At 63.0% G+C, this 16,687-nt stretch carries 11 protein-coding genes; 7 read left to right on the forward strand and 4 right to left on the reverse strand.

Annotated elements, in window-relative coordinates; genetic code table 11:
* Window positions 1-5: 5 nt before the first annotated feature.
* Window positions 6-2,630: a type I DNA topoisomerase gene (gene topA / locus OHD62_RS27415; RefSeq protein WP_263789537.1), complete on the reverse strand. Its 2,625-nt coding sequence runs from the start codon at window positions 2,628-2,630 to the stop codon at window positions 6-8.
* Window positions 2,631-2,953: 323 nt separating this feature from the next.
* Window positions 2,954-3,331, reverse strand: a complete 378-nt coding sequence (locus OHD62_RS27420; protein WP_263789538.1) for a hypothetical protein — start codon at window positions 3,329-3,331, stop codon at window positions 2,954-2,956.
* A gap of 225 nt (window positions 3,332-3,556) precedes the next feature.
* On the opposite strand from OHD62_RS27420, the gene OHD62_RS27425 reads away from it, so the two are divergent.
* Both OHD62_RS27425 and glmU read left to right on the forward strand, forming a co-directional pair.
* Window positions 3,557-4,303, forward strand: coding sequence for a cytochrome c biogenesis CcdA family protein (locus OHD62_RS27425; RefSeq protein ID WP_263789539.1), 747 nt, complete (start codon window positions 3,557-3,559; stop codon window positions 4,301-4,303).
* A gap of 167 nt (window positions 4,304-4,470) precedes the next feature.
* The gene (gene glmU / locus OHD62_RS27430) at window positions 4,471-5,835 is read left to right on the forward strand and encodes a bifunctional UDP-N-acetylglucosamine diphosphorylase/glucosamine-1-phosphate N-acetyltransferase GlmU (RefSeq protein WP_263789541.1); all 1,365 of its coding nucleotides are present in this window, start codon (window positions 4,471-4,473) and stop codon (window positions 5,833-5,835) included.
* Here glmU and OHD62_RS27435 read toward each other — a convergent pair whose 3' ends face one another.
* Window positions 5,836-6,219 carry an ADP-ribosylation/crystallin J1 gene (locus OHD62_RS27435; protein WP_263789542.1) on the reverse strand — a complete coding sequence of 128 codons (384 nt, stop codon included), beginning with the start codon at window positions 6,217-6,219 and terminating at the stop codon, window positions 5,836-5,838.
* Between the two features lie 228 nt (window positions 6,220-6,447).
* Between OHD62_RS27435 and glmS the strand changes: the two genes are divergently transcribed.
* Window positions 6,448-8,271 carry a glutamine--fructose-6-phosphate transaminase (isomerizing) gene (gene glmS, locus OHD62_RS27440; RefSeq protein ID WP_263789544.1) on the forward strand — a complete coding sequence of 608 codons (1,824 nt, stop codon included), beginning with the start codon at window positions 6,448-6,450 and terminating at the stop codon, window positions 8,269-8,271.
* Between the two features lie 82 nt (window positions 8,272-8,353).
* Entirely contained in the window at window positions 8,354-9,112 is a 759-nt protein-coding gene (locus OHD62_RS27445) for a DUF502 domain-containing protein (RefSeq protein WP_263789546.1), read from the forward strand.
* Here the strand turns inward: OHD62_RS27445 and recG are convergent.
* Window positions 9,064-11,172, reverse strand: a complete 2,109-nt coding sequence (recG, locus tag OHD62_RS27450) for an ATP-dependent DNA helicase RecG (RefSeq protein WP_263789547.1) — start codon at window positions 11,170-11,172, stop codon at window positions 9,064-9,066. The two genes, OHD62_RS27445 and recG, sit on opposite strands and share 49 nt — an antisense overlap.
* A 92-nt stretch (window positions 11,173-11,264) precedes the next feature.
* On the opposite strand from recG, the gene OHD62_RS27455 reads away from it, so the two are divergent.
* The 3 genes from OHD62_RS27455 to OHD62_RS27465 all read left to right on the forward strand — a co-directional run bounded on the left by OHD62_RS27455 (window position 11,265) and on the right by OHD62_RS27465 (window position 16,630).
* Entirely contained in the window at window positions 11,265-11,552 is a 288-nt protein-coding gene (locus OHD62_RS27455) for a succinate dehydrogenase assembly factor 2 (RefSeq protein ID WP_263789549.1), read from the forward strand.
* 11 nt (window positions 11,553-11,563) lie between these two features.
* Window positions 11,564-15,061: a transcription-repair coupling factor gene (mfd, locus tag OHD62_RS27460; RefSeq protein ID WP_263789551.1), complete on the forward strand. Its 3,498-nt coding sequence runs from the start codon at window positions 11,564-11,566 to the stop codon at window positions 15,059-15,061.
* A 195-nt stretch (window positions 15,062-15,256) separates the two neighbouring features.
* The gene (locus OHD62_RS27465; RefSeq protein ID WP_263789553.1) at window positions 15,257-16,630 is read left to right on the forward strand and encodes a class II 3-deoxy-7-phosphoheptulonate synthase; all 1,374 of its coding nucleotides are present in this window, start codon (window positions 15,257-15,259) and stop codon (window positions 16,628-16,630) included.
* Window positions 16,631-16,687 lie beyond the last annotated feature (57 nt).

Here is a 16,687-nt window from a genome sequence, read left to right on the forward strand (position 1 = left end):
CCGTCCTATCCTTTTTTCCTGGCGGCCGGCTTCTTGGCGGCCGTCTTCTTGGCCGCTGCCGGCTTGCCAGCGGATGCGGCCGCGCCGCGGAATGGCTTCTTGCCGCCGCCCTTGGCTTCCTTCTCGGCAATCAGCGCCAGCGCATCCTCGATGGTCACCGACTGCGGATCCTTGCCCTTGGGCAAGGTGGCATTGACCTTGCCGAAGTTCACGTAAGGTCCGTATTTTCCATCACGCACGACGATCTTGCCACCGCCGTCAGGATGGTCGCCAAGTTCTTTCAAGGCGGCGGGCGTGCCACCGTTGCGGCCGCCCTTGCCTTTCAACTGCTTCTCGGCGATCACCGACACGGCGCGGTTCAAACCGATCGAGAACACCTCCTCGATGCCTTCGAGATTGGCATAGGTGCCGTCATGCAGCACGAAGGGGCCGTAGCGTCCTAGGCCAGCGGAGATCATCTTGCCGGATTCCGGATGCTTGCCGACATCGCGCGGCAGCGACAGCAGGGCAAGCGCCTTTTCGTGGTCGATGGATTCGACCGTCCAACCCTTAGGCAGGCTGGAGCGCTTGGCTTCCTTGCCGTCGCCGCGCTGGATATAGGGGCCGAAACGGCCGCTGCGCAGCGTGATTTCCTCCGCCGTATAGGGATCCTTGCCGAGCGCCTTGGTGCCGTCCTCGCCATTACCGTTCTCGCCATTGGGATTGGCGGCGTCGCCAAGCTGACGGGTAAACGAGCATTCGGGATAGTTCGAGCAGCCAACGAAGGCGCCGAACTTGCCGAGCTTTAGCGAGAGGTTGCCGGTGCCGCATTTCGGACAGATGCGGGGGTTCGAACCGTCTTCCCGTGTTGGAAAGACCAGCGGCGCCAGCTCTTCGTTCAAGGCATCGAGCACGTCGGTGACGCGCAACTCCTTGATGTCAGCGACGGCGCCGGAAAAATCCTTCCAGAAATCGCGCAGCACGTCCTTCCAGGCGAGCTTGCCATCGGAAATTTCGTCAAGCTTCTCCTCGAGCGACGCGGTGAAGTCATATTCGACATAGCGCTCGAAGAAGCTTTCAAGGAAGGCCGACAGCAGCCGGCCCTTGGCCTGCGGTACCAGCCTACGCTTGTCGATGGTGACATAGTCGCGGTCCTCAAGCGTCTTGAGGATCGCCGTATAGGTCGAGGGACGGCCAATGCCGAGCTCTTCCAGCTTCTTGATCAGCGACGCCTCGGAATAGCGCGGCGGCGGCTCGGTCGTGTGCTGGGTGGCGTTGATCGCCTCGCGGTCAAGCTGCTCGCCGGCGCGGATCTCGGGCAGGCGGCGGTCTTCCTCGTCTTCCGAATCCTCGTCCTTCTGCTCGGTATAGGCGGCAATGAAACCGTCGAAGCGAACGACAGAGCCGACGGCGCGCAGCTCGGCGGTGCGGGCACCGTTGACCGCCTCGATCTCAACCGTGGTGCGCTCGATCTCGGCCGGCTGCATCTGGCTGGCGATGGCGCGTTTCCAGATCATTTCGTAGAGCCGCGCCTGGTCGGCATCGAGATATTGCCGGACCGAAGCAGGGGTGCGCATGAAATCGGTCGGGCGGATCGCTTCGTGCGCTTCCTGGGCGTTCTTGGCCTTGGTCGTATAAAGACGCGGCTTTTCGGGCAGATATTTGGGCCCGAATTCCTTGGCGATGGCGTCGCGCGCGGCGTCAATCGCCTCCGGCGCCATCTGCACGCCGTCGGTTCGCATATAGGTGATCAGGCCTGCGGTCTCGCCGCCGATGTCCATGCCTTCATAGAGCCGCTGTGCCACTTGCATGGTGCGCGTGGCCGAGAAGCCGAGGCGCGAGGAGGCGGCCTGCTGCAGCGTTGAGGTGGTGAAGGGCGGACCGGGATTGCGCTTGGTCGGCTTGGCTTCGACAGAGAGTGCCTTGAAGAAGGCGCCTTCGAGCATCGCCTTGATGTCGTCGGCCTGCGCCTTGTTCGAAATGTCGAGCTTTTGCAGCTTCTTGTGCTCGAAGGCGGTCAGCCGCGCCTCGAAGTTCTCCTTGCGCGGCGTGCCGAGGAGAGCTGATATCTGCCAATATTCCTCGCGGACGAAGCGCTCGATCTCCAATTCGCGATCGCTGACCAGACGCAACGCCACGGACTGGACGCGGCCGGCCGAGCGGGCGCCCGGCAGCTTGCGCCACAGAACGGGCGACAGCGTGAAGCCGACGAGGTAGTCGAGCGCGCGGCGGGCCAGATAGGCATCGACCAGCGGCGCGTCGATCTGGCGCGGATTGGCCATCGCCTCCAGCACCGACGATTTGGTGATGGCGTTGAAGACGACACGGCTGACCGTCTTGTCCTTGAGCGCGCGTTTCTGCTTCAGCACCTCCAGAACATGCCAGGAGATGGCCTCGCCCTCGCGGTCCGGGTCGGTGGCAAGAATCAGGCCGTCGGCGTCCTTGACCGCCTTGGCGATGTCGGCCAGGCGCTTGCCCGAGGCGGTGTCGACGGCCCAGGACATGGCAAAGTCCTCATCGGGGCGCACCGAGCCGTCCTTGGCCGGAAGATCGCGGACATGGCCGAACGAGGCCAGAACCTTGTAGTTCTTGCCGAGGTACTTGTTGATTGTCTTCGCCTTGGCCGGCGATTCGACGACGACTACGTCCATGAGGTCTCATATCAGTTGTGATGCGGCAGAAGAATTCCGCTGCGCGCGACGAAATCTCGTATAATTTGTCGCTCACATGGCCGCGCTTTTGCATCCGGTCAAGGGCAAGCGCTCAAAATGCCTGTGTTGCACCGGCTATGCAATGCGGGAAAGTTCAGCGTTATGGCAGTCAATTTTGGATGAGCGAGCGGGTGCACTCTGCCAAGTCGCGTCGCAGGGCGCGGGCCACAGGCGAGGAAAAGCTGGCCGCCGAGGGTGGTGGGGGTGAATGCCCGGCGACCAGCCGCGTTCCCGCCCGTTAAAGCGGGATTCGAGACCCGGGCTCAGTCGGCCTTGGCGATATGCCAGACGTCGCCGACGCCGTCGCCGGTGACATCGCCGGCCTTCTTGTCCTTGATGAACGTATAGAGGGGCTTGCCTTCATAGGCCCACATCTTGGTGCCGTCGGTGCGGTCGACGACTGTCCATTCGCCCTCGGACTTGGCGTCGGCCTCGGCTTTGAGCGGCGGCCAGTTGGTGGCACATTTGTCGTAGCAGTTCGACTTGCCCTTCTCGTCCTTGTCATAGGTGTAAAGCGTCATCCCATTGGCGTCGGTGTAGATCTTGGTGCCTCCGACGTCGGCTTCCTTCCAAGCTTCCGCGGCATGGGATGCGGCGGTGGCGAGCAAAAGCATCGCCAGCCCGACTGTGATCGTTTTCATGGGAATCTCCTCGGGTGATTCAGAAGCGCACGGAAAATCGCGGCCTCTCGCCAGTCAACGCTGCCTGCCGGTGCTTTCTTCCCGCAATTCTGTTGGCCAAGTCTTTGGGGGCAAGGCGACGACTTGCCACGCGATGGTGATTGGCGGACAGACGCGGTCGCGGCTATATGGCAGCGCAAATACAAGCAGCACAAACATAGGCAGCACAAACACAGGGAGACTGAAGTGGCACTGGACATCGGCTATGTCAGCGCGGTCGGGGCAGGGGCGATCTCGTTCCTGTCGCCTTGCGTGCTGCCGCTGGTGCCACCCTATCTCTGCTACATGGCCGGCGTCTCGGTCGACGACTTTCGTGGCAATTCCGGCCTCAAGGCGCGCGAAGGCTCGCGCGGCGCGCTGCTTTTCTCCTCGATCGCCTTCGTGCTTGGTTTTTCCACCGTCTTCGTGGCGCTCGGCGCCGGCGCCTCGACCATCGGCCATTGGCTGCGTGTCTGGCAGGAACCGCTGGCGATGGCCGCCGGGGTGCTCATCATCCTGATGGGATTGAATTTCCTCGGCATATTGCGCATCCCGCTTTTGTCGCGCGAGGCACGCTTCCAGTCACAGGGAAAACCGGCCAGCCTGATCGCCGCCTATGTCATGGGGCTGGCCTTCGCCTTCGGCTGGACGCCTTGCATCGGACCGGTGCTGGGGCCGATCCTGACGCTGGCCGGCGGCCGCGAGACGGTGGGCGAGGGCGCGTTGCTGCTTGCCGCCTATTCGCTCGGTCTCGGCATTCCGTTCCTGGTCGCGGCGCTGTTTTCGGGCGCCTTCATGCGCTTTCTCGGCAAATTCCGCGTCCATCTCGGCCGCGTCGAAAAGGCCATCGGCGCGCTGCTGGTTGTCGCCGGTGTCTTTTTCCTCACCGGTGGTGTCCAGGCCGCGTCCTACTGGCTGCTGGAAAACTTTCCGGCGCTGGGGCGGCTGGGATAGGTCACCGCAGACGCAGGCCCTTGCCAGCGCGTTGGATTGACCTTTAGACCTGCTGATTAAGAGTCAGTTGCTCCATCATCTCACCGGAATTTAACCGCATTGGTGCAGCATGGCGCCAATGCTAAATAGTCCCGATTCCTGATCCCTTTTCATATGGTTGTCCTTCCATGAGCCAGAGATCCTGCCTGTCCATCATCCTCGCCGCCGGTGAAGGGACGCGTATGAAGAGCGCGTTGCCCAAGGTGCTGCATAAAATCGCCGGCCTGCCGATGGTCGCCCATGTCGTGAAGGCGGCCGAGGCCGCAGGCGCCGATGATCAGGCGTTGGTCATCGGCCATGGGGCGGAAGAAATGCGCAAGGCAGCGCAGAAATTCGCGCCGAAGGCCGAGAGTTTCGTCCAGGAGAGCCGACTTGGTACGGCGCATGCGGTGCTGGCGGCTCGCCAAGCGATATCAAAAGGTTATGACGATATTCTCGTGATGTTTGGCGATACGCCGCTGATCGATCCGGAAGTGTTGATCGCGGCGCGGCTGAAGCTGGCAAAGGGTGCTGCTGTCGTCGTGGTCGGCTTTCGCCCTCCCAATCCGACCGGCTATGGCCGCCTGATCGAAAAGGGTGGCAAGCTTGCGGCCATCCGCGAGGAAAAGGACTGCAGCGCCGAGGAGAAGAAGATCGCCTTCTGCAATGCCGGGATGATGGCGGTGGCCGGCAAGCAGGCGCTGACGCTGCTCGACGCCGTCGGCCACAAGAACGCCAAGGGCGAATATTATCTCACCGATATTGTCGAGATCGCCGCCGCTCAGGGTCTCGATGTCGTTGCCACGGAGGCCAGCTTCGAGAATGCGCTGGGCATCAACAACCGCGCAGAACTTGCCGAGGCCGAGGGCATCTGGCAGACGCGCAGGCGGCGCGAGGCCATGCTGGCGGGCGTGACGCTAATTGCGCCCGAAACCGTGTTCTTCTCGCACGACACCGAAATCGGCACTGATACGATCGTCGAGCCCAATGTCTGGTTCGGACCGGGCGTGAAGGTCGCCACGGGCGCGAAGATCCATGCCTTCAGCCATATCGAAGGCGCCACCATCGCCTCGAATTGTGATGTCGGTCCGTTCGCTCGGCTGCGGCCCGGCGCAGACTTGAAGCAAAAGGCCAAGGTCGGCAATTTCTGCGAGGTCAAGCAGGCGACGATCGAGGAGGGCGCCAAGGTCAATCACCTGACCTATATCGGCGATGCCCGCATCGGCGCCGGCGCCAATATCGGCGCTGGCACCATCACCTGCAACTATGACGGCTATTCGAAGTTCTTCACCGACATCGGCGAAGGCGCCTTCATCGGCTCGAACTCCTCGCTGGTGGCGCCTGTTACAATCGGCAAGGGCGGTTATATCGCCTCGGGCAGCGTCATCACTGAAAGCGTGCCCGACGACGCGCTGGCCTTCGGCCGCGCCCGCCAGAGGACGCTGGCCGGCAAGGGCAAGGAGCTGCGCGAGCGTTTTGCCTCGGCCGCCGCGGCGAAGAAGGCTACTGGATGATCATTCGTCGTCCGTCGGCTGGTTCGCGTCCTTGCCGAAAACAGCGGTCACTTTGATCCTGCCGACGATTGCCCTGTTGAATTCAGGGAGGTCTTCGGCAGGAATCCAGTATTCCAGATGAGCCTTGCTGCCGGCATGTTCGACCCGATAGCGGTCGAGAAAACCCTTCAGAACCTCAAACCGGGTAACGAATCCCGAGCCGCTGGCTGGTACGTTCCAGTCACGCGCGATCTGGACGGCATAGGCTTCGGATAGAACTGGGTAAAAAATAGGTTGCTCGGGAAGGCGCGACGGAAACGCCCGCATGCCCGACTTCTCGATCAGTTTCAGCTCTTTAGGCCCAACCGGACGCCAAAGCGTCACCGTGTCGATTTGTTCGTTCATGATCGCATCATGTCTTTGACGGATTTCAGGCGCCACTGAGGCAGATAGCATGCGTCTAGGGAGAAAACGAGCGATCGCGGTAACCGGATTGCAAGAGCGCCCTGTCATGGTGCATCTGTGCAAGAACAGTTGCGGCTGATACGCGACGAAACGCAATGTGATTTTCGCGGCAGCTCGGCCATCTCTAAATAGCGCTGGGTTTTTGCGGGCAATCGGGGGCAAACGGCAATGTGCGGTATCGTTGGAATTGTTGGTCACTCGCCAGTGGCGCCGCTCATCGTCGACGCGTTGAAACGGCTGGAATATCGCGGCTACGATTCGGCCGGCGTCGCTACTGTAGAGCATGGCCAACTCGGGCGCCGCCGCGCCGAAGGCAAGCTGATCAATCTCGAGCGCCGGCTGAAGGACGAACCGCTCGCCGGCACGATCGGTATCGGCCATACGCGCTGGGCGACGCATGGCGTGCCGAACGAGACCAACGCTCATCCGCATTTTTCCGACGGCGTCGCCATCGTCCACAACGGCATCATCGAGAATTTCGCCGAATTGCGCGATGAACTGATGCGCGACGGCTACACATTTTCCTCGCAGACCGACACCGAAGTGGTCGCCCACCTGGTGGCGCGCGAACTGGCCAAGGGGTTGAAGCCGGTCGAGGCCGCGCACCAGGCGCTCAAGCGGCTGGAAGGCGCCTTTGCGCTGGCCATTATGTTCAGGGGAGACGAGGATCTGATTGTCGGCGCGCGCAACGGCCCGCCGCTTGCCGTCGGCCATGGCGACGGCGAGATGTTCCTCGGCTCCGACGCCATCGCGCTCGCCCCGTTCACCAATTCGATCACCTATCTGGAGGATGGCGACTGGGCGGTGGTGCGCCGCAACGAGATCGCCATCTTCGACATGGAAGGCAACAAGGTCGACCGCAAGCGCCAGCAGTCGCTGAGCACGTCCTTCATGGTCGACAAGGGCAACCGGCGCCATTTCATGGAAAAGGAAATCCATGAACAGCCCGAAGTCATCTCGCACACGCTGGCGCATTATGTGGATTTCGTCGGCGGCGTATCGAAGCCGCTCGATCTGCCTTTTGACTTTGCCAAGATCGACCGGCTGGCGATCTCGGCCTGCGGCACCGCCTATCTGGCCGGCCTGATCAGCAAATACTGGTTCGAACGCTATGCGCGGCTGCCGGTCGACATAGATGTCGCCTCGGAATTCCGCTACCGCGAAATGCCGCTGTCGAAGAACGACGCCGCCTTCTTCATCTCGCAATCGGGCGAGACCGCCGACACGCTGGCCTCGCTGCGCTATTGCCGCAAGGCCGGGATGAAGATCGGCGCGGTCGTCAATGTGCGCGAATCGACGATGGCGCGCGAATCCGACGTTATCTTGCCGACGCTGGCCGGACCGGAGATCGGCGTCGCCTCGACCAAGGCCTTCACCTGCCAGTTGTCGGTGCTGGCCTCGCTTGCCGTACGGGCAGGGGCTGCGCGCGGAACGCTTTCGCGCGAACAGGAAAAGAAGCTGGTGCGCGAACTGTCCGAGGCGCCGCGCTATGCCAACCAGGTGCTCAAGCTCGACGGGCAGATCGAACAGATCGCGCGCGAACTGTCGCGCTACAGCGATGTGCTCTATCTCGGCCGCGACACCAATTTTCCGCTGGCCATGGAAGGCGCGCTGAAGCTCAAGGAGATTTCCTATATACACGCCGAGGGCTATGCCGCAGGCGAGCTGAAGCACGGGCCGATCGCGCTGATCGACGAGAACATGCCGGTGATCGTCATCGCCCCGCATGACCGCATTTTTGAAAAGACCGTGTCGAACATGCAGGAAGTGGCGGCGCGCGGCGGCAAGATCATCCTGATCACCGACAGCAAGGGTGCCGCGCAATCCAGCGTCAAGACGATGGAGACGATCATCCTGCCCGACGTGCCGGAAATCATCTCTCCGATCATCTACGCGCTGCCGATCCAGATGCTCGCCTATTTCACCGCCGTTTTCATGGGCACCGATGTCGACCAGCCGCGCAATCTGGCCAAGTCGGTGACGGTGGAATAGGGCGTCGTTTAAAAACTTCGCAATTCCAAAGCGCCTTCCGGTTCATTAATGTCGCGCTGCAATCTGTGCTGCGGTGTGAACCATGTCCGATGCTCCCAGAACTTCAGGCATGACCCGGCTGCGGAATTATTTCCTAACGGGCTTCATCGTCTGCGCGCCGCTGGCGATCACCGCCTACATCGCCTGGTCCTTCATCGGCTGGGTCGATTCCTGGGTAAAACCCTATATTCCCGCGCGCTACAGCCCGGACACCTACCTGCCGTTCCCGGTTCCAGGCTTCGGGCTGATCGTCGCTCTGATCCTGATCACGCTGATCGGTTTCATGACCGCCAACATTGTTGGCCGCGCCATCGTCAATTTCGGCGAGCGCCTGCTCGGCCGCATGCCGCTGGTGCGCGGGATCTACGGCTCGCTGAAGCAGATCTTCCAGACCGTGCTGTCGAACAAGGGCGACATGTTCCGTCAGGTCGGGCTTGTCGAATATCCGCGCAAGGGCGTCTGGTCGCTGGTTTTCGTCGCCAGCGAGAAGCAGACAGAGATCAACCAGAAGCTCGACCAGGAAGGCGATCCGCTGGTTGCTGTGTTCATGCCCTGCACACCGAACCCGACCACGGGCTTCCTGATGTATGTGCCTAAATCCGACATCGTGCTGCTCGACATGACGATCGAGGACGGCGCCAGGCTGATCGTCTCGGCCGGGTTGGTGGCGCCGGAGGTCAAGACCAAGATGGTGACGTTGAACGGCGAGCGGATTGAAGGCGCGCTTGCCAATCCGTCGGTCGGCGCCGTGCCTCAGCCGGCGCGCAGCAGCCGCACCGCCTCGTCGCGGCCGAACAAATAGAGCAGCAGCCGAAGTGCCGAGCCGCGTTCGGATTGCAGTTCCGGATCGCGTGACAGGATCAGGCGCGCGTCGTCGCGGGCGGCTTCAAGCAGGTCGGCATGCGCCTCGATGCGGGCCACCTGGAAGCCGGGCGTGCCGGACTGACGGGTGCCGAGCAGTTCGCCTTCGCCGCGCAGCTTCAGGTCTTCCTCGGCGATGCGGAAGCCGTCCTCGGTCTCGCGCATCACCGACAGCCGGCGCTTTGCCGTATCGCCGAGCGGGTCCTTGTAGAGCAGCACGCAGGAGGACGGTTTGTCGCCGCGCCCGACCCGGCCGCGCAATTGATGCAACTGGGCGAGGCCGAAACGCTCGGCGTGCTCGATGACCATGATCGTCGCGTCCGGCACGTCGACGCCGACCTCTATGACCGTGGTGGCGATCAGGATGCGCGTATCGCCCGCCTTGAAGGCGCGCATCGCCTCGTCCTTTTCCGCGCCCTTCATGCGGCCATGCACGAGGCCGATATGGTCGCCGAACAACGGCTGCAGCGAAACAAAGCGGTCCTCCGCCGACATCAGCTTGATTTCTTCGGATTCCTCGACCAGCGGACAGATCCAGTAGATCTTCTGCCCGTCGGCGACGGCGTCGAGCATGCGGCCGATGAGTTCGTCGAGCCGTTCCAGAGGCAGAGTGACGGTGCGGATCGGCTGCCGGCCGGCCGGTTTTTCGGTCAGTTTCGACACATCCATGTCGCCGAATGCGGTCAGCACCAGCGTGCGCGGGATCGGCGTCGCCGTCATCACCAGCATATCGGGCGCGTCGCCCTTGGCGGTGATCGCAAGGCGCTGATGGACGCCGAAACGGTGCTGTTCGTCGACGACGGCGAAGACGAGATCGTGGAACGTCACCGTTTCCTGGAACAGTGCGTGGGTGCCTACGACGATGTCGATTTCTCCGCTCGCCAGACCGGCCAGTGTGTCGGTGCGTTCACGGCCTTTTTCGCGGCCGGTGAGGATGGCGACGCGCAAGCCGGCGCGTTCAGCCAGGGGCGTGATCGTTGCCAGATGCTGGCGCGCCAGGATCTCGGTTGGCGCCATCAAGGCCGCCTGGCCGCCGGCCTCGACGGCGCGTGCCATGGCAAGCAGCGCCACCACTGTCTTGCCGGAACCGACATCGCCCTGCAAGAGGCGCAGCATGCGTTCGGGATCGGCGAGATCGGCGTTGATTTCGGCCAGCGCAAACTCCTGGCTGGTAGTCAGCGAATAGGGCAGGGCTTCGCGCAGTTTATCAACGATACGGCCGTCGCCAATGAGCGGCCTGCCGGACAGACGGCGGACTTTTGCCCGCACCAGCGCCAGCGATACCTGGCCGGCCAGTAGCTCGTCATAGGCAAGCCGCCGCCACGCCGGTCCCTCGATGGCGACGTCGATCGGGTCCGCCGGATAGTGGATGCGCGCGAGCGCTTCGTCAAAGCCAGGGAAGGTCTGACGACGCATGAACGCCTCGTCCTGCCATTCCGGCAACTCCGGCAGACGGCCAAGCGCCTGGCCGATCGCCCGACGCAATACCTTGCCGGAGAGGCCCGCAGTCAGCGGATAGACCGGCTCGACCAGCGGCAGGTTTTCGGCGTCATTGGCCAGCGCGATATGGTCGGGATGGACCATGGTCGGACGGCCGTTGAACCATTCCATGCGGCCGGACACCACGACATGCTCGCCTTCGGGCATCGCCTTTTCGAGATAGGCGGCATGCGCATGGAAGAAGGTCAGCGCGATCTCGCCGGTATCGTCATGGGCGTAGACCCGGTACGGCACCGACCTGTTGCCGCGCGGCGGCGGCTGGTGACGGTCGATGCGCACGTCGAGGGTGACGATGGCGCCTGCCGGCGCCAACGCTATGCCCGGCCGGTTGCGGCGGTCGATGACGGTGTTGGGCAGCACGAACAGAAGATCGCCGGCGCGCGCGGCGCGGTCGCCGAGATCGGCGGCCACCACTTTCTCGATCAATGCGCCAACCTTCGGCCCGACGCCGGCAAGCGAGGTGATCGGGACAAACAACGGGTCGAGGATGGAAGGACGCATGATGTCAGCTTATGTCGCGACAGCCTCAGCGCAAGGCTGACACCGCCGTCTATCCACGCTATATGCGCCGCGACAGGCAAGGATGCTGCGCAATGACAGGAACGAGACGATCAAGCGAGGGGCTGGATGCCCGCCGCCGCAAGCTTTTGTTCCGTTCCTGGCATCGTGGCATGCGCGAGATGGACCTCATCCTCGGTGGCTTCGCCGATGCCGAGATCGGCGCCTTGACGGGCGAGGAAATCGACCAATATGAGAGGCTTCTCGACATCCCCGACACCGATTTCCTGCCCATGGTCACCGGCGAAAGCCCGGTTCCGGCTGATGTCGATTGTGCCGTCCTGCAAAAAATCCTGGCCTCGCGCCGGACCATGACTTTCTGAAACGTGAATCCATGAGCCTCATTCCCACAATCGGCCTGCCCAAAGGCCGCGCCGGTCAGTTCATCGTCGACGGCGTCGCCGACGGCTACGAGGCCTTCGCGCTGGTGCAGGCGGCGCACGAGATCGCGCCTGACAAGCCGGTGCTGTTCGTGGCGCGCGACGGCCAGCGCCTGCCGGCGATCACCGAGGCGCTGGCCTTTGCCGCACCCGGCCTGCCGGTGCTGGAACTGCCGGCCTGGGACTGCTTGCCCTATGACCGCGTTTCGCCCGGCGCGGACGCCGCCGCCAGGCGGCTCGATGCACTGACGGCGATGATCGCGCTGGCGAAGAAACCGCACCGCGCCGTCATCCTCACCACCGCCAATGCGCTTTTGCAGCGCATTCCGCCAGCCGAACTGGTTGAAGCGCAGACCTTCCATGCCAGGCCGGGCAACCAGATCGATATGAATGCGCTGGTGTCGCGGCTGGAGACCTCCGGCTTCGAGCGGGTGCCGACCGTGCGCGGTGTCGGCGAGTTCGCGGTGCGTGGCGGCATTTTGGACCTGTTCGCGCCCGGCTGGATTGAGGCACTCCGGCTCGACTTCTTCGGCGACACGCTGGAATCGATCCGTGTCTTCGATGCCGCCACCCAGCGCACCACCGGTCAGCGCAAATCCATGGCGCTGCAGGCGATGAGCGAAGTGGCGCTGACGCCGGAGACGATCAGCCGCTTCCGCCGCTCCTATATCGAAGCCTTTGGCGCGCCGCAGCGCGACGACGGGCTCTATGCGGCGGTCAGCGAGGGACGGCGCTTTGCCGGCATGGAACACTGGCTGCCGTTCTTCTACGAGCGGCTGGAGACGGTGTTCGACTATCTGCCGGATACGCCTGTCGTCTTCGATCATCTGGCGCATGAGGCGCTGGCGGAGCGCCATACGCTGATCCTCGATCACTACGAGGCGCGCCGGAAACAGGCAGACGGCGCGCTGAAGGACGCTGTTCCGTATAAACCAGTGCCGCCGGATCTGCTTTTTCTCTCGCCCGAGAACCTGGTCGCCTCGCTCGGCCCGCGTGAGGCAATCGACTTCACAGCCTTCGATGCGCCGGATGCTGGTGCAAAGAAGGTCTATCATGCCGGATCGCGGCATGGCCGCAGCTTCGTCGAAGAGCGCGCCGACCCCAGCATCAATGTCTTTGACGTCGTCGTGAAGCACATTGCCGACGAGCGTGCCGCGCGCCGCCGCGTCATTATTGCCGGCTGGACCGAAGGTTCGCTCGACCGGCTCGGCCAGATCCTTGCCGAGCACCATCTCGGCAACCTCATGCCAGTGGCGACGCTGGCCGAGGCCGAAAAGCTCGAGCCGGGGCAGGCGGCGCTTGCCGTGCTGCCGCTCGAATCCGGCTTCGAGACCGAAAGGCTGGTCGTCGTCGCCGAGCAGGACATTCTGGGCGACCGGCTGATCCGGCGCTCGAAGCGCAAGAAACGCGCTTCCGATTTCATCGCCGAGGCTTCGTCGCTGTCCTCCGGCGATATCGTCGTCCACACCGATCACGGCATCGGCCGCTTCATCGGCCTGCGCACCATCGAGGCGGTCGGCGCGCCGCATGATTGCCTCGAAATCCACTATGCCGGCGACGACCGGCTGTTCTTGCCGGTGGAGAACATCGAGCTTCTGTCGCGCTATGGCTCGGATTCGGCCGAAGCGACATTGGACAAGCTCGGTGGCGGCGCCTGGCAATCGCGCAAGGCGCGGCTGAAGCGGCGTTTGCTCGACATGGCCGGGCAGTTGATCCGCATCGCCGCCGAGCGGCAGATGCGCGCAGCACCCGCGTTGGTGCCGGCCGATGGGCTCTACGGTGAGTTCTCGGCGCGTTTTCCCTATGAGGAAACCGACGACCAGCAGACGGCGATCGATTCGGTCATGGACGACCTGGCCGCCGGCAAGCCGATGGACCGACTGATCTGCGGCGATGTCGGCTTCGGCAAGACGGAAGTCGCGCTGCGGGCCGCCTTCATCGCGGCGATGGAAGGGTTCCAGGTCGCGGTGGTGGTGCCGACGACGCTGTTGTCGCGGCAACATTTCAAGACCTTCTCGCAGCGTTTCTCCGGCTTGCCGATCCGCGTTGCCCAGGCCTCGCGGCTGGTCGGTGCCAAGGAGCTGGCCGAAACGAAGAAGGGCATCGCCGAGGGCACGGTCGACATCGTCGTCGGCACCCATGCGCTGCTCGGCGCCTCGATCTCGTTCAAGAATCTCGGCCTTTTGATCATCGACGAGGAGCAGCACTTTGGCGTCAAGCACAAGGAGCGGCTGAAGGACCTAAAGACCGATGTACACGTGCTGACGCTGTCGGCGACGCCGATCCCGCGCACGCTGCAACTGGCCTTGACCGGCGTGCGCGAACTGTCGCTGATCGCCACACCGCCGGTAGACCGCATGGCGGTGCGCACCTTCATCTCGCCCTTCGACCCGCTGGTGATCCGCGAGACGCTGCTCAGGGAACGCTATCGCGGCGGCCACTCTTTCTATGTCGTGCCGCGCATCAGCGATCTGGCGGAAATCCATGATTTTCTGAAGGAATCAGTGCCCGAGCTGAAAGTGGCGGTGGCTCATGGCCAGATGCCACCCGGCGAGCTCGACGACATCATGAATGCCTTCTACGACGGCCAGTACGATGTGCTTCTGTCGACCACCATCGTCGAATCCGGCCTTGATATCCCGACCGCCAACACGCTGATCGTGCATCGCGCCGATATGTTTGGCCTGTCGCAACTCTACCAGTTGCGCGGCCGCGTCGGCCGCTCGAAGGTGCGCGCCTATGCGCTGTTCACGCTGCCGGCCAATCGCAAGCTGACCGACACCGCGGAGCGCCGGTTGAAGGTGCTGCAGTCGCTCGACACACTTGGTGCCGGCTTCCAGCTTGCCAGCCACGATCTCGATATCAGAGGCGCCGGCAATCTTCTCGGCGAAGAGCAGTCCGGCCACATCAAGGAGGTCGGCTTCGAGCTTTACCAGCAGATGCTGGAAGAGGCGGTGGCCGAAGTGAAGGATTCCGGCGAGGTGCAGGATGGCGGCTGGTCGCCGCAGATCGCCGTCGGCACGGCGGTGATGATCCCGGAAAGCTATGTGCCGGATCTGCAATTGCGGCTGGCGCTCTATCGCCGCCTCGGCGATCTCGAAAACACCGAGGAGATCGATGCCTTCGGCGCCGAGCTGATCGACCGTTTTGGCCCGCTGCCGGAGGAGGTGAAGCACCTGTTGAAGATCGTCTTCATCAAGGCGCTCTGCCGCAAGGCCAATGTCGAAAAACTCGACGCCGGGCCGAAGGGCGTCGTCATCCACTTCCGCAGGCGCGAGTTCCCCAACCCGGTCGGACTGGTCAAGTTCATCGGCGAACAGGGCTCGCTGGCCAAGATCCGGCCGGATCATAGCGTTGTCTTCATCCGTGACTGGCCGAACGCCGAAAAGCGGCTGGCCGGGTCCGCAGTGGTCATGACGCAACTGGCGCGTCTGGTGGAGAAGGCAGCATAGCCCGCCCGGCGCATTCGCCAGCGCTGAAATTCCGGTCTAGAATAGGAAATCGGCTTCGTGTATGGAGCCGCCACCCCATATAGGGGTCTGAAATGGCGGGCGAGGGCGCTCGCCTGTTTATTTGACGCAATTCCGGATGGAAAACCGTTTCACACTTTTCCTGGAATTGCTCTGGAAGGGCGTTTGGGTGCAACGATGACGAAATGGTCGCCGAATTCGTGGAGAGCAAAGCCGATCAAGCAGGTTCCTGCCTATCCGGACCTTGCCGCGCTGAAGAACACGGAAGCCCAGCTCGCCACCTTTCCGCCGCTGGTTTTTGCAGGTGAGGCGCGCAAGCTGAAGAAGCAGCTTGCGGCTGTCGCCGCCGGTGACGCATTCCTCCTCCAAGGCGGCGACTGCGCCGAGAGTTTCGCCGAACATGGCGCGGACAACATCCGCGACTTCTTCCGCGTATTCTTGCAGATGTCGGTGGTGCTGACCTTCGCCGGCGCGCAGCCGGTGGTGAAGGTCGGCCGTGTCGCCGGTCAGTTCGCCAAGCCGCGCTCGTCCGACAACGAAACCAAGGGCGATGTGACGCTGCCGAGTTACCGCGGTGACATCATCAACGGCATCGAGTTCGACGCCAAGTCGCGTATTCCCGATCCCGCACGCCAGGAGATGGCCTACCGCCAGTCGGCGGCGACGCTCAACCTTTTGCGCGCCTTCGCCCAGGGTGGTTACGCCAGCCTGGAGAACGTGCATAGCTGGATGCTCGGCTTCGTGTCAGACAGCCCGCAGGGCGAGAAATACGAGTCACTCGCCAACCGCATCACCGAGACGATGGACTTCATGAAGGCCGTCGGCATCACCTCTGAGACCAACTACGCGCTGCGCGAGACCGATTTTTATACCAGCCATGAGGCGCTGCTGCTTGGTTACGAGGAGGCGCTGACCCGGGTCGATTCCACCTCAGGCGACTGGTACGCCACGTCAGGCCACATGATCTGGATCGGCGACCGCACGCGCCAGCCCGACCATGCCCATGTCGAGTACTGCCGCGGCATCAAGAACCCGCTGGGGCTGAAATGCGGTCCGTCGCTGACGCCGGATGGCCTCTTGCAGCTCATCGACCTGCTCAATCCGGAGAACGAGCCTGGGCGGCTGACGCTGATCGCGCGCTTCGGTTCCGACAAGGTCGCCGATCATTTGCCGAAGCTGGTGCGGGCGGTGCAGAAGGAAGGCCGCAGCGTGGTGTGGTCGTCCGACCCGATGCATGGCAACACCATCGAGGCGGCTGGCTACAAGACGCGGCCGTTCGACCGCATCCTCAAGGAGGTGCAGACCTTCTTCGAGGTGCACCGCGCCGAAGGCACGCATCCGGGCGGCATCCATGTCGAGATGACTGGCAAGAACGTCACGGAATGCACCGGCGGCGCCCGCGCCATCACGGCCGAAGAGCTGCAGGATCGTTACCACACCCATTGCGATCCGCGCCTCAACGCCGACCAGGCGATCGAACTGGCCTTCCTGGTGTCGGATCTCTTGAAGAAGAGTCACCCGGTGCAGCACAAGCAGGCCGCGAACGGCTGAACCACTTGCCGGTCTGAGTTTGGTTGAAGAAGGCGCCGGAGAAATCCGGCGTCTTTT

This window comes from Mesorhizobium sp. YC-39 (assembly GCF_025753795.1).
In the GTDB taxonomy this organism is placed as follows: domain Bacteria; phylum Pseudomonadota; class Alphaproteobacteria; order Rhizobiales; family Rhizobiaceae; genus Mesorhizobium.